General features: G+C 53.6%; 13 protein-coding genes. 8 read left to right on the forward strand and 5 right to left on the reverse strand.

What is annotated here, in order from left to right; genetic code table 11:
* The first annotated feature begins 56 nt into the window (after positions 1 to 56).
* From ACZ51B_RS01740 to ACZ51B_RS01755, 4 genes are read left to right on the forward strand one after another with little or no spacing between them, the layout of a single operon-like run.
* The gene (locus ACZ51B_RS01740; protein ID WP_464295507.1) at positions 57 to 1,199 is read left to right on the forward strand and encodes a 2-isopropylmalate synthase; all 1,143 of its coding nucleotides are present in this window, start codon (positions 57 to 59) and stop codon (positions 1,197 to 1,199) included.
* 5 nt (positions 1,200 to 1,204) lie between these two features.
* Positions 1,205 to 1,678: a GNAT family N-acetyltransferase gene (locus ACZ51B_RS01745; protein ID WP_464295508.1), complete on the forward strand. Its 474-nt coding sequence runs from the start codon at positions 1,205 to 1,207 to the stop codon at positions 1,676 to 1,678.
* A 10-nt stretch (positions 1,679 to 1,688) separates the two neighbouring features.
* Positions 1,689 to 2,153 carry a DUF1579 family protein gene (locus ACZ51B_RS01750; RefSeq protein WP_464295509.1) on the forward strand — a complete coding sequence of 155 codons (465 nt, stop codon included), beginning with the start codon at positions 1,689 to 1,691 and terminating at the stop codon, positions 2,151 to 2,153.
* Positions 2,154 to 2,168: 15 nt separating this feature from the next.
* The gene (locus ACZ51B_RS01755) at positions 2,169 to 2,699 is read left to right on the forward strand and encodes a GNAT family N-acetyltransferase (protein WP_464295510.1); all 531 of its coding nucleotides are present in this window, start codon (positions 2,169 to 2,171) and stop codon (positions 2,697 to 2,699) included.
* On the opposite strand, the gene ACZ51B_RS01760 is transcribed toward ACZ51B_RS01755, so the two are convergent.
* On the reverse strand, positions 2,691 to 3,032 hold the full coding sequence (locus ACZ51B_RS01760; protein ID WP_464295511.1) for a hypothetical protein: 342 nt from the start codon (positions 3,030 to 3,032) through the stop codon (positions 2,691 to 2,693). The genes ACZ51B_RS01755 and ACZ51B_RS01760 overlap by 9 nt on opposite strands.
* A 154-nt stretch (positions 3,033 to 3,186) precedes the next feature.
* Here ACZ51B_RS01760 and ACZ51B_RS01765 point away from each other — a divergent pair, with 154 nt between their 5' ends.
* The 4 genes from ACZ51B_RS01765 (at position 3,187) to ACZ51B_RS01780 (ending at position 6,691) form a co-directional block, all read left to right on the forward strand.
* Positions 3,187 to 3,690 carry a nuclear transport factor 2 family protein gene (locus ACZ51B_RS01765; protein WP_464295512.1) on the forward strand — a complete coding sequence of 168 codons (504 nt, stop codon included), beginning with the start codon at positions 3,187 to 3,189 and terminating at the stop codon, positions 3,688 to 3,690.
* Between the two features lie 17 nt (positions 3,691 to 3,707).
* Positions 3,708 to 4,685 carry an aldo/keto reductase gene (locus ACZ51B_RS01770; protein ID WP_464295513.1) on the forward strand — a complete coding sequence of 326 codons (978 nt, stop codon included), beginning with the start codon at positions 3,708 to 3,710 and terminating at the stop codon, positions 4,683 to 4,685.
* Positions 4,686 to 4,752: 67 nt separating this feature from the next.
* A complete protein-coding gene (locus tag ACZ51B_RS01775) occupies positions 4,753 to 5,217 on the forward strand; it encodes a hypothetical protein (RefSeq protein WP_464295514.1) in 465 nt (154 codons plus the stop codon).
* Positions 5,218 to 6,502: 1,285 nt separating this feature from the next.
* The gene (locus ACZ51B_RS01780; RefSeq protein ID WP_464295515.1) at positions 6,503 to 6,691 is read left to right on the forward strand and encodes a hypothetical protein; all 189 of its coding nucleotides are present in this window, start codon (positions 6,503 to 6,505) and stop codon (positions 6,689 to 6,691) included.
* A gap of 1,060 nt (positions 6,692 to 7,751) precedes the next feature.
* Here the strand turns inward: ACZ51B_RS01780 and ACZ51B_RS01785 are convergent.
* The 4 genes from ACZ51B_RS01785 to ACZ51B_RS01800 form a co-directional block, all read right to left on the reverse strand.
* Entirely contained in the window at positions 7,752 to 9,038 is a 1,287-nt protein-coding gene (locus tag ACZ51B_RS01785; RefSeq protein WP_464295516.1) for an outer membrane protein assembly factor BamB family protein, read from the reverse strand.
* A gap of 83 nt (positions 9,039 to 9,121) precedes the next feature.
* Positions 9,122 to 10,069, reverse strand: coding sequence for a carbohydrate-binding family 9-like protein (locus ACZ51B_RS01790; RefSeq protein ID WP_464295517.1), 948 nt, complete (start codon positions 10,067 to 10,069; stop codon positions 9,122 to 9,124).
* Positions 10,057 to 12,489 carry a carboxylesterase family protein gene (locus ACZ51B_RS01795; protein ID WP_464295518.1) on the reverse strand — a complete coding sequence of 811 codons (2,433 nt, stop codon included), beginning with the start codon at positions 12,487 to 12,489 and terminating at the stop codon, positions 10,057 to 10,059. Before ACZ51B_RS01795 ends, ACZ51B_RS01790 begins: the two co-directional genes overlap by 13 nt.
* A 1,524-nt stretch (positions 12,490 to 14,013) precedes the next feature.
* Complete coding sequence (locus tag ACZ51B_RS01800; protein WP_464295519.1) at positions 14,014 to 14,439, reverse strand: hypothetical protein; 426 nt, start codon at positions 14,437 to 14,439, stop codon at positions 14,014 to 14,016.
* Positions 14,440 to 14,445 lie beyond the last annotated feature (6 nt).

Raw genomic sequence — 14,445 nt, forward strand, 5'->3', positions numbered from 1 at the left:
TCTCCCCGTCCGAAACATAGCGCTAATTCGGTCACATAAACACCATAATCTAAGATGTGACAGACCGCGTCCTCGTGTTCGACACGACTCTTCGAGATGGAGAGCAAAGCCCAGGCGTCCGTCTTTCATTGGAACAAAAGCTGGAGATTGGTCATCAGCTCGTTTCTTTGGGAGTGGACATCATTGAGGCTGGCTTCCCCATCAGCTCGCCGGGTGATTTTGAAAGCGTCCATACACTTGCGAAAGAACTTCGTAACGTGACCATCTGCGGACTTACACGCGCTCGGCAAAAAGATATTGAGGTAGCTGCAGAAGCCCTCAAACCTGCCGAGCGTCGCCGTATCCACACCGGCCTAGGCGTGAGCGACAACCATCTTCAGCTCAAACTCAAGATGACAAGAGAGGTTGCCCTAGAGACAGGCGTGAACGCCGTGAAGATCGCACGTCAATACACAGACGACGTCGAATACTTCATGGAAGACTCCGGACGAGCCGACCTAGACTACGTCTACAAGGTAACCGAGGAAGTGATCAAGGCAGGAGCCACCACGATCAATGTCCCCGACACCACCGGATTCACCTATCCAAACGAATACTTCCACCTTATCGAAGGCATCATCAACAATGTCCCCAATAGCGATAAGGCCGTATTCTCCTGCCACTGCCACAACGACCTAGGAATGGCCACCGCCAACACGCTAGCAGGCGTCCTAGCAGGTGCCCGACAAGTAGAAGTCACCATGAACGGTATCGGAGAGCGAGCAGGTAACACCGCACTCGAAGAAGTCGTCATGGCCCTCTATATTCGCAAAGACAAGTTCAACTGCGAAACCAAAATCGACACCACTCAACTCCTGCCAACCTCCCGACTCGTTTCCAGGCTCACCGGTATGGTGGTCCAAAGAAACAAAGCAGTCGTGGGAGCAAACGCCTACGCCCACAGCAGCGGCATCCACCAAGACGGAGTCCTCAAAGAGAGATCCACCTACGAAATCATCGACCCCAAACTGGTCGGTGCCGAAAAGAGTGAAATCATCCTCACGGCCCGCAGCGGACGCCATGGACTCAAACACCGCCTCGCAGAAATCGGCTTCAACTTCACCGATGAGCGTTTCGAAGAGCTATACGAGAACTTCCTCAAAATGGCCGACACTCGCAACGAAGTAAACGAAGACGACCTCCGAGAACTGGTCAAATAACAACCATGTCGATGAGATCCTTTGTCTGGGTGAACTCAGAGCCAGCTCTCATCGACCAAGCCCGCCGCCTCTTCCGAGAATACGAGACCGAACTCAATGTCGATCTCTGCTTCCAAAGCTTCGAGGAAGAACTAGCAAACCTCCCCGGCAAATACGCCCCGCCCCAAGGCGCACTCCTCCTCTGCCTCCAAAACGGAACAGCCGTCGCCTGCGGCGCCATCCGACCCCTCCAACCAGGCATCGCCGAACTCAAACGCATGTTCGTCCAACCGGCAGCTCGCGGCACCGGACTAGGCAAAGAACTCGCCCTTCAACTCATCAGCCAAGCCCAGTCTCTAGGCTACAACGCGATAAGACTAGACACCCTAGCCCACCTAACAGCAGCCCTCAAACTGTACGAAACCCTCGGCTTCCAAGAGATCCCCGCCTACTACGAAAACCCCATCCCCGGCGTTGTCTATCTCGAACGGACCTGTTAAAATCGACGGCATGGCCGTACCAAAGTCGATCCACACAGCAAAGGGTTTATGGAAAGGCAAATCCAAACTCAACCTCCCCTTCCTCCCGCCCGAAAAGCAGATAACCGAATCCGACTCCACCCTGCACATTGATACGGACCCACACGACAAGTTCGCCACCATCCCCTACATCTGGCACTACGAAGGCAAACGAGAAGAAGGAACCATGCTCCTCGCCAAACACGCCAAATCCAACGCATTCGAAATCGGCTGGGTCGACTCTTGGCATCAAAACGAAGCCGTCATGCACCTGAAAGGACAAGAATCTCCATCAGGCTCCGTGAAAGCCAAAGGCGAATACGGCGCAGGCAAAGAAGTATGGGGCTGGACCATAGAACTGATCCCCACCGAACACACCCTAACCCTCAAAATGGAAAACGTAACGCCAGCAGGCGAGCCGACGTGGGCAGTCGAAGCCACCTACACCAGGCACTAAGTCTATAATCCCACTGTGATCAAAGGCCGCCTCATCAATCTCCGCACGATGCGCTCCAAAGACCTCGAAGCCTTCTGGGTGCTCGCGTCAGACCTTGAGAACCGTGGCCCGCACTACCCAACCCACCTCCCAACTGAAACCTCCATCAAAGCAAGGTTCGAAAAAGACGGCTACTGGTCGGAAGACTCTGGAACCATGCTCATCACAAACAAAGAAGACGATCAAATCCTAGGAATGATCGTCTTCTTCAAAACCGTCCATTACTACAGCGGCGTCGAAGTAGGTTACATCCTCTTCGACCAGTCCTCACGCGGAAAGGGCTACACCACCGAAGCGGTCAAACTCTTCAGCCAGTACCTCTTCAGTTGGCTCCCCATCAATCGGCTCCAGATTCAAACCGAACCCGACAACTTGGCATCAAGAAAAGTCGCTGAAAAATGCGGCTACATCTACGAAGGGACCGCTCGAAATGCGATCACTACCGAAGGAGAAGCAAAAGACATGGTGATCTACTCCCTTCTCCGAACAGAAGCCGCCCTACTCTAGATCCAAATGAGCCTTCCGCTCGGGAAGCGCACGGCTCTCCTTCCATTCAGCCAACACAAGCGCGTACCCCTTCAAAAACTGCTCCAACTCCTCATCGCTAGAAGTCGCATTCACCAACCCACCTTCGCCCGTCTCTTTGTTAAAGTAAAACTTCCCGGTCGAGCGGACCTCTTCTAGCTCATAGACAGCAGCTTCCTCGGTCTCGCTCACCTTCGCAACCATCAAAGTGACATCCATTCTGGGCACCGGCACCACAGAACTTGGACTCTTTCGCAATCCCAACTTAGCAAGCGCGAACTCGCTAAATGCCACAAGCTTCTTTTCTCGTGTCACTGACTTTCCTCTCCCCTTGGGTGTCCCCCACCATCGCCATCGATAGCGCACAGATATAACTTCGGTAATAAGTAAGTTCCTCCGTAGGATCCAACCCATTTTTATCACCACGAGGGTTGACGTAGCCCTCGCAAACATATGCGTAAAATAGAGAATGTCTCGCGCACACCTGGCTCTTGCCCTTTCACTCGCCACTGTTGGCCTAGCCTCAGCCCAATCCCCCGTCAAAGGCGTACCGAACCCAGAAAGCCTCTTCACAAGCCCCGATAAGAAGCTCAACCGAAACAAACAAGTCGTGCTCCACATCATGCGCGACCTCCTAGAAGCCGGCCACTGGAAACAAGCCCCCAAGTACCTCACCGAGCGCTACATCCAACACAACCCAAACGTCGTCGACGGAAGAAAAGCCGTCATGCAGTTCTTCGGCTCCATGCCCGAGCGCCCCATCCCCAAACCCAACGCATGGAAAACCCAAATCGTTTCAGTAGTAGCCGAAGGTGACCTAGTAGTCGTATCAACCGTCCGCCAACTCCCCGACCCAAACCACCCAGGTAAAACCTACACCACCACCTGGTTCGACATGTGGCGCATCAAAAACGGCAAAGCCGACGAACACTGGGACGGAGCCGAAATCTTCCCCCACAACGCCTCCAAATAACAGAAGAGAAACACCATATGAACATGCGAGAGATCGGAAAAACAGGCGTGAAAGTCTCAGAAATCAGCCTCGGCTGCTGGACCATGGGCGGGCTCAACTGGGTCAATGGCAACGCAAACGGCTGGGCTAATGTAGACGAAACAGAAATCACCGCCGCCATCAAAAAAGGAATCGATCAAGGCGTCAACCACTTCGACAACGCGGACGTTTACGGAAACGGCAAAGCAGAGCAAATGCTTCGCAGAGTCTTCGAGAAGCTTGGAGTCAAATCAACTGACTTCATCGTTGCAACAAAGATCGGCCACTTCCCGGGCACCGCCGCACACGCCTACGAAGCAGCCCACATTCGCCACCAGTGCGAGCAGTCCCTCATCAACTTAGGCCGCGACTACATCGACATCTACTACTTCCACCACGGCGACTTCGGCGCGTCCGACATGTATCTAGATGACGCGGCCGCAACCATGGACAAACTGGTCGAAGAAGGCAAAGTCCGAATCAAAGGCCAATCAGCCTACTCCTCAAACGACTTCCTTCGTGTCACCCCAAGAGTCAAACCCTCAGTCCTGCAAAGCTGGGCACACGCGCTCGACACTCAGTTCATCGACGAAGGTTCCCCAGTGAACCAGCTCATGGAAAAGGAAGGGATGACGTTCGTTGCCTTCAGCCCCCTAGCCCAAGGCCGGCTCCTCGATAAGTTCGACCCTGCAAAGCCCCCAACCTTTGAACCAGGCGACCACCGCCAAAACTCCAAGGCGTTCTCCGCAGAAGCCATCCAAGCCCTAAAACCCAAACTGGAAAAGCTCAAAGCGCGCTTCGGTGACTCAGTGGAGTCTCTCGCCTCAGTAGCCCTAAACTACATCCTCGCCCACCCTCACGTCAGCTGCGTCATCCCAGGATTCCGCAACGAACACCAGGTAACTGTGAACCTAACAGCCTCAGGCAAAACCCTAACCCCTGAGGACTTAGCCTTCATCAAAGAAACCCTGAAATAGCCCCAGAAAACCGTATGCATTCCTTGCCCAGCTTCAAAGAATGCATACGGTGCATGGTCCCCCACCAATGCCCCTAGCCATCTCCATCCGCAAACAACAAGACAAATCCGGATTCCTACACTGCCAACGATCCGACGGCTCAGCCACCTTTCAACACCAACCAACCCACGTAGCACTTCACTTCGTCTACCACGACCTCACCCACTACGCCGTAGAAACCGTACTCACAGACCTAGTCGGCTTCTTCAGCCTGATCGAAGCAGGCTGGAACATCGAAGACACCACAGGCAAAGGCGAGAAAGGCCCGCTACCAGAATCCGCAATCAAAATAGAGCAAATCGTCGGCCTCTTCGATCTAGAAAGAACCACCCCCACCGGCTGGCCCCTCCACCAATTCAACGAATTCGCACCCCGAAACCTCACCCAAACCGAATTCAACCAAATCAAAACCACCCAACAAGAACTCTTCCAAAAATGGGAATCGACAGGAATAGACAAAACCCTCAATCTAACGTTCACATCAGCAAAATAAACGTTACAAAGCGAACAAACAACAATGCAGGACTGAGGAATCAATCACCGTCCGAAACCGCCAACCGGCGCGACCCAAATGAGCCTGGGTCGAGGCAAAGCGCAGACCCAGCAAAACGCAGCTTTTAATCGGGGTGAGGTGCGCGAATGCAGCACAAGGGCCGGAACGAAACCGTCCCTTCCTCAAAAACACCACAACAACCGGTGGCCAGGTAAAGCATAGCGCTGAACCTCCCAAAGCCCTTCTCCCCCTGATTTTCCGAAGTCTGCGGGAGAAGGGTTGGGATGAGGGGGAAGAACCTTCCAGCGCACACACAAACCCAAACAAGCCGATCAACTCCACAAACCCCGTCCCTGAAGCGCCAACCGGCGCGACCTCAAAAAAAAACCTAGTCGAAGCGAAGCGCAGCCCTAGGAAAGAACTTTCCATCAAGGGTGGATGCTTCGAACGCAGCACTTGGGCGGGATATAAACAGTCCCTTCCTTCATAAAAACAATCCACCGACCTTGAACTCTGGTCACAACGACCATCAAAGCAAATCCCAAGCCCCGAACGGGGCGCTCCGTCAGAGCGAAGGACACAGTGCTGGAAACCAGCCATCACCAAACCGAAGTGCTGCAAGCACGCTCCCCATCCCCCTCCGGAGCATCCCAAACGGGATGCCAGAAAGTAGCAACGGGTCGCTAGACCCGTTGAAAGCCACCGCCAACAACCGCACCCCGAAAGGGTGCCAGAAGCCACCAGCCCTCAACGACACCCGACCCCTCCGGTAGGTCTGAAAGACCGGCAAACCATCAGCCCAGCGGCGCAAGCACTGGGAAAACCACATCAACAACAGCGAGGGCTGAAAGCCCGGCATACGCAAAAACATAACCCTCCCTTCCTTCAACTATCCCTAGCTCCGAACGGGGCGCTCCGTCCGAGCGAAGGACGCAGTCCTGGTACCAACACGCTCAAGGCCCACACCTCAAACCACGTCCGGTAGCTCTGAAGGAGCGACCAATATCAGCCGAGGTCGAAGCGAAGCGCAGGCCTGGGAAAGCGCAGCTTTAAAACAGGGGCGGGGTGCGGCGAATGCAGCAACAGGGCGGGAACGAAACCGTCCCTTCCTCTCTACAGACAATCCATCAACCTAGAACTCAGTTCAAAACGACCTTCCTACCAAATCCCTAGCCCCGAACGGGGCGCTCCGTCAGAGCGAAGGACGCAGTCCTGGTAACCAACCACCACCAAACCCAAGTGCTGCAAGCACGCTCCCCATCCCCTCCGAAGCATCCCAAACGGGATGCCAGAAAGTAGCGGCGGCGTCGAAGACCCACCGATAGCTCCCACCAAGAACCGCACCCCAAAAGGGTGCCAGAAGCCACCAACCCTCAACAAAACCCAACCTATCCGAGAGGTCCAACGGACCGGCATACCAACAGCCCAGCGGCGTAAGCCCTGGGGAAAGCCTCACCAAGGAATCGAGGGCTGAAAGCCCGGCATACGCAAAACCCTAACCGTCCCTTCCGCTAAATCTCCCCAGCCCCGAACGGGGCGCTCCGTCCAAGCGAAGGACGCAGTCCTGGAAACCAACCACCACCAACCCCAAGTGCTATAAGCACGCTCCCCATCCCCTCCGAAGCATCCCGAACGGGATGCCAGAAAGTAGCAACGGGTCGCTAGACCCGTTGAAAGCCCCCACAAACAACCGCACCCCGAAAGGGTGCCAGAAGCCTCCAACCCTCAACGACACCAAACCCTTCCGAGAGGTCTGAAAGACCGTCATACCAACAGCCCAGCGGCGTAAGCCCTGGGGAAAGCCTCACCAAGGAATCGAGGGCTGAAAGCCCGGCATACGCAAAACCCTAACCGTCCCTTCCGCTAAATCTCCCCAGCCCCGGATGGGGCGCTCCGTCCGAGCGAAGGACGCAGTCCTGGTACCAACACGCTCCCCAACTAAAAAACCCCCACAACCCACGTCCACAACCCCTGAAGGGGCGAAATATACAAGCCTGGGTCGAAGCAAAGCCCAGTCCGAGAAAAACGCAGCGCTACAGGGGCCTAGCCTGCTCCGAATGCGCCGAATGCTGCGGCTCCTGCGCCTGCTGCTAACTCAAGGCCCACACCTCAACCCACCTCCGGTAGCTCTGAAGGAGCGACCCATATCTGCCCAGGTCGAAGCGGAAGCGCAGGCCTGGGAAAGCGTAGCTTTAAAATAAGGGTGGGGTGCGGCGGATGCAGCACCAGGGCGGGAACGAAACCGTCCCTTCCTCAACAAGACAACCCACCAACCTTGAACTCAGGTCACAACGACCATCAACGCTGCTCCCTAGCCCCAAAGGGGGCGCTCCGTCAGAGCGAAGGAGCAGTCCTGGTACCAAGCCCCCCAACGAAAAACCCCACAAACCACGTCCAAAAGCCCTGAAGGGGCGCCCCATATCAGCCCAGGTCGGAGCGAAGCGCAGGCCCAGGAAAGCGCACCTCAAGCCACCAAAAGTCCGTACCCTGAAAGCGCATTGCCCACCAACACGCTTCCAAGGCACGTCAGCTTCCTACTGAGTGATCCAGTTCCAGATCATCGAACCACCCGAGAACCGCATCGCCAAAGGTGATGCTTTACTATTCAAATCAGACGTCCCCGTAACAAAGAAGTCAGTCGTAGAAATAGGTAACACTTTATAACCGCCATCATTAGGCGCAATGTTCCATTGCCACCACATAAGCTCACTACCCGTTGAAATATCCACCTGCGAAATTCGTACATCTACGCTGTTAGTGCCACCAGCATCATACAAAGAGCCAGCAACCATGAGGTTCCCAGTCAAATCCGGAGTGATAGAATAAGCGTAGGAAGAGCTCCGATAATAGGTCTGATTCCAAAGAGCTGCTCCGGACGCCCCATCAAACCGAGCGATCATCCATGCATTGCTGCTAGTGGATGGGTTCGGAGTATTACCAGACACGTCAATGTTTCCAGCACTATCGAAAACCATGCAATTGGGATAAAACCCAGTCGTTACCGGCGACGTTTGCCAGAGCACCGTTCCCGCATTATTTAGCTTCTGCAAAGTAAATGAGCGAGAGGTAGTCAAGTTCTGAGAGGCAATCACAGTCGGATTCCCAGAAGCGTCCAACGCCATCAAACCACGCTCAATATTTGTCCCAAGAGGCGTGTACACATTCCAATTCGTGGCTCCAGTCGATGGAGAGAAGGAATACACTTCGATACCACCCTGGGTGCTGTTGTAAGCGCGTCCCTGCACATACAGTGCAGCTGGATCACCCGGCATCCTCGTACCAGCATAATACAAAACCGTCCCCATCTCGGAGTTCGATAGAGGCTGAATGAGGTTATTCCAAAGAACCGTACCGCTCGGATTATAAGCAATCACCCGCGATTTTGTCCCTGTACTAGACGTGAAGCTATACCCAGTTAAATAGACATTCGTGCCATCAGTGGCAAGACCAGTAGAACGAGCAAAGAAACTACCGGACTCGGTGTAACTCTTATTCCACTGCAGCGTGCCACTCGCGTTGTATTTCAAAAGGTAATACGCGGTATCAGAAGAACCGGCGACATAAACATTGCCACTCGAATCCAACTGAATCTGGGCAACATACTTCATGCTCGAGAAGTCTTTAAACCAAAGAAGACTGCCCGAGGAACTCCGCTTCACGGTCCGTCCTACAAAGGTAGTCGCGTTAGTCTGAGAGGCCATCGATTGATAGACATTGTTGCTGGAATCACTCAGTGAGCATCGAGCCTCCGCCTGCCCAAAAGCAGCCCCAACCATTGCAAGTAATGAGACGAAACAAGCTAAAGATTTTAGGTGAGTCATGGAATCTCCTTGTACCTTTCGTACCAGTACCCAGTATCCATCGACACACACTTTCGAGTGACCAAAAGACCCACAAGAAAAATCTAAGACTTCCAAATCCGAGACGACTGGTCCAAGTGCCACCGACCAACCACCGCCTCAAACAAAGAAGGCGTCACACTCAAACTCAAACCCTCAACCACCAACCCCAACTCCGCCGCCGAAGAAGCATATCGCCCATGCTTCCCATGAAACTCCCGCTGAGCCCAATAAACCCGCATTAGCTCCTCACGCTCCCGAAGCCCATCCAAAGGCCGAGCACGATCCGTCCCCACCGGCTTCGTCGAGAACTGCAAAACGCCCCACATCTCCGGCCGATGCATATCAATAACACCCTGAGGCGACCAAACCCAGTTATCCTCTGGCTTGCCAGGCAGCTTCACATACTTCCCGTCCCGAACTTCAGTCTCCCACTGAACCCGAGAAAAATTGATCCGCCACTGATCCCCATCCGCAGGCGGCGAAGGGCACCGAGCAATCTCCGAAAGCACCTTCCAAGGAATCGCGATCTCCGTACTCCACCCTCGATCCCGATCACGCGGATCATTCAAAGTCCCATCCACATGCACCGCCGTCTTCAACCCATGCAACTCAAACGCATTGATCGCCGGCCCACCATCCCGATAAGGCTTCGGCAACAACAGATCCCAAGTCGTATTCAAAGCATTAATCTCAAGCTCCGCATACATATGGTTGTCGCCGTCCGGATCCAAAAACACCTCAAAGTCGTTGTCATGGAAAATCACCGAGTCATGCTCGGTCAAAGTCGCCCAAACATGAGGCTCCTCCATCTCGGCGGCAATGTACAAATACTGGTCATCCCACATCATCTTCGCCCGAGTCCGATACCGAGGCTTGGGCTTCTTGTCCCCCTCAATATCCACAAACTCATCCGTCCAAGGGATGTCCTTCCACTCAGCCTTGTCCACCCGACCGTCCAGCTTCAACGGTCCCTTAGCCCGGTAGCAGACGTAGCTCTTCAATCCTTCCAAGCGAACTCCCCGCTGCCGACGCTCCAATCCATCCCGAAGAACCCCGCCACGGCGATCCCCTTCGTACCCTCCTCCAAACACTGAGGAGTCAAAACCAGCAAGTCCGGGAACCCTGCCCCCGCCGAGAACAACGGAGCCCGCTCGGTCATCCGAGACCCGACCAACCCCGTCCCAGCGACCACCGCCACCGAGGCGATCCGACTGTCCGACCGAGGCCGAATGAAGAAGCAACCCAGCTCTTCCCCCTTCAACAGCCGCCCCTCGACCGACACCTGAGACCGAGTGATCTGAACCGGTGAGTCCTTCAAAAGCCCGCCCCAAGCCCCGTTCGTCTCGGAGTTGCCGTACAAAACCACGTTCCGATCCTTGTCCCGAATAGCCCCAAACTCCTTGTCCGAAACCACGTCCACCGAGCTGTTCCCCCGATACCAAAACATCTCCGCGTCGAACCGAGCCTTTGCCTCCGACCAACGATTCTCCTCTGGAGTCCCCGTCGTCCCGTAAACAAACATCACCCGATTTTTGTAAATGTCCTTGAACAGCCCATACCGTAAAGGGTTCTTCTGAGCGCTCAAGACCGGCGTCGTTGCCAACCATTTCCCGTCCCTCTTCTCCAAAGAGAGACGCCCATCTTTTGGGCTCGGAATGTCCTTCAAAACAGTCCCATCAATCTCAACCAACAAACTCTTCTCGCCAATGAAAGGAGCCGTACTCAGCGTCATCCGCTTCACATTAGAAGTCGAACCCGAGAACCTATGCAACAACGGATCCGCCTGCAAATCCACCCGACTCGGCACCAGCGCAGCATCCTGCTGCTCCACCGTCACCCAGTGGCAACTCGCCGAAGCCCCCGGATTGCTGGTCGTAAAGTCCACATGATGAACCTCCGAACTGTTCCGCAGCCGATGCCGAGAGAACATATCAAATATCGGCGCATAGTCCACCGCATCCGCACCAGGCTCAGGCGACGCATCCCACCAGTGATTCGCCCCCTTCTCCTCATGCCAATCAAAGTCGTGATGGAACTTGCTCAGTTCCTCCCGCATCGTCCGCGCCTCGGTCACCGGCACATTGTCATCCGCATCACCATGCAGGATAAAGATCCCTTCCTGAGCATAGTTCTGCTTCTGCAACAACGTATCGCTCGTAGCCGACGCCCGCAGCAACATCTTCTCCACACCACTAGGGTTCGGATACCGAGCACCGCCCGCATAACTGTAAAAACTAATCCAACCCGCACTCGGAGCAATAGCAGCAAACTTGTCCGGAAACAGACTTCCCACATTCCAAGTCCCGTGACCACCCATCGAGTGACCGGTCAAATACGTCTTGGTCGGATCAGTCTGAAACTCCTTCTTCGCAATCCCCAAAACCTCCAGAGCATCCAACCGCCCCACATCCTCCCAGTCAAACCCAAAAGGACGCCGGTTAGTCGGAGCCACCACGAACCCCCAGTTCTTCGGCGAATACGCATCCGCCTGATTAATCGACTCCACACTCGCACCATGCAGCGACAAGAACAAAGCCTGATTACTTCCCTTCGTGGTAGAGGGGTTCACCGAGAAATACTGCACGCTGCCATCAATCTCGCTCACAAAGGTTTGCTTAAAAGTCTCCCCCTGCTTCCGAATCCGAAGGTTCAACTCAGCCGAATCAAGCTCCCGACCGCCCTGCAACAACCGAACCGACGTCTTAGCCTTCCCGCCAAGATCCAAACGGAACCCAACCTTCCGAACCCCCAGCCCCGCAACCTCAGGAAGCTTCGTCGTCAAGGTCTTCCCTCCCTCGGTCACACTCTGAATCTCAAGGTTCCTCAAAGGCTTCTCAGTAGCATTCCGAACCACAAAAGCCGCCCAACCAATCCCCTTCTTCCCAGACACCTTGTCCGGCAAAGTCGAATCGCGAAGGTCCAAAGAAACAAGCTTCTTAGGCTCCACTAACCGAACAGAAAGCCGCCACCGCCCACACTGAAACAGCAGATCGTTCGTCCCTGCCCGAAGCTTAATAGGCAAAGACACATACCCAAACTCATAAGGATCACCAGCATGAGGCACCCCGTTCACATAAGCCATCGAATGCCCCTTGGCCTCCAACAACATCACGCGTTCAGTGGGCGATTCAACCGTGAAATACCCATACCCAGAGCGAAACGCCCCCTCCTCAAACCACCCTTCCTTGTTGGCCTCCACAGCCACCCACTTATCAACCCCAGCCACAGGCGCCCGCCACTTCCCCCGAACCAGCAACGCCTCAACCGGATCCAAATGAACAGCAGTCCGCCGAGCAGCCGGCACAGAAACAGCCACCCCCCGAACAACCTGCAAATCCCCACCCAAACCCCCAGACCAACCCAACGCCAAACACAACCCGAAATACATCACTTCGCAACGAATGTTATCACGTGCGAACAAGGAGGACATACCACGATGGGTTTAACAAATTCAGAAAATGGCGACCAAACTACTTCCACCCACATCGATTGTGTGAACCAAGATTTTCACAACCACTCACGAACCATCAACATCCGACATGTTGCGGCATCTACGATGCGAAGCGATAACTCTGGGATCAAACAAACACCAAGATCCCTCAATCGGCTAGATTATCACTTAACAAACATTTCAAAAATTCCTTCTATAGCATGTTGTAAACGCAGTCTAACTTCGGCGAGATATGCGCCATACAACGTCTCAGCGTCCCTCTGAGCTTCGAACTGTCGAAGCTCAGAAACGAGCAATCGCACCAAACTCCCAGAACCTTCCAAAGCCTTAGGCAATCGGCTGAGATCTTCTCTCCCATTCAAATATAGATAGACAGTTCGAAGATAGAGGAGGAGTTTTACCATCTCGTCAGTCTCTCCACGGTTATTGGCTAGGAGAAGTAGTCTAGCAAAATCGCGTACTAAGCCCTCCTCGTCCGATGGCCCTTCCTCCCGAAAATAGGATGAAAGACCAAACTTCGTTGCATGCAATCGTAAATCTGAACACGAATATTCCCCATGGAGGAATACAATTACGAGTGGACTCAGACGGGAACTGACCTGTTTTGCTTCATTCATTAGCTACTAAAGACTGTCATTAGAGTCCCACAATTCTCCAGATGCACAATCACATATATAATCACGGCACATAATCTAACCTTTTGGCCCACACCCCAGCAAGAGCGAATACCATCTGAGGATTCACGTAACTCCATCCCACTTCAAAAACCAAGACTGGTCAGCGCAGACAAACTTCACTCCAAAACGTTTGTTGTCAAGAAATACATTCACCGGGTCTAACTCGGCTCCAGACAGCGAGGAACTCACTGGAACATACTCACACCAGCCTTCTGTTTGCCTTCCAATCCCATTCGAACAGCATAACGATCACAGTGTTATGTAGAGGGACACCAAAGAAGTCAAAAGGACCCATTGACTGCCTGACCTCCAATCTTCACCTTCACGCCTTTCTTTCCAAAAGAACACTCCAAACAAAGCAAGCATGGGAAAGAAAGTTATGTCAAATGCCAGGTTACGAACTCGTTGATCACCTACAACTCCTAGTAGACCATGGCCAAGACACCACACTGCACTCAATGCAAGCAACCCGATCCAGCGGCTGGATAGAGTACTCCCTCTCCCATCGTAACTGAGCCATGCCGCCACGCACGCAGTCAACATGAGTGCGTAGAGACCAGTCAGCCCGGTCAACTTCCATAAAACAAGCGAACCGATCACTAACATAAAACACACCGTGTACTTCTGAGTCAAAGACAACCTGCCCCTCATCACTAAAACCCACCAGAAAGCGTCAATCCCAGATTCATGATTAATAGGATGTCTCCGTAAGACCCAAATAACTTGGATGCCTTCACAGCGGTCGATACAGTAGATTGCCAAACCAATGAGATATTAGTTATCAGAAGCCTGAACCCCGATGCCCCAAGACGCTCATGTCCCTGTGCTAACGTGCCTCTTCAACAAACCTAATTCGAAATGTTCCAAGTCTCCATATTGGCCCTTCCATACCTACCGACGTCAGTTCACGTTCCAAGTTCTTACCGGTAACTTGAAGCTCACGCGCATTAAGCCATTTCAATTGCGTGAAGTATCCCTTCGTCGATTTCTCCCTAAAAGAAGGTTTTCTGCTCAAATCCCTGATCTCCATGCGCAATTGATTAAACGGCGGGTCCTCCCAATGTTTACGTGTACTGTTTCCATTCACAAGCATCGCCTTGATCGCTCCATCGGGACTGACAGCCTGAACACTTGAACGGTCAAAGAAAAACCCCTCCTGCCTCAAAAGAAATAGACCAAGAAATATGCCGATGGCGGCAAAAAAAGCCACCACAACCATGCATGAGGTCGGCAATCTCTGTTTATCGTTCATGAAGTC

It is taken from the genome of Fimbriimonas sp. LA-C6 (genome assembly GCF_055398105.1).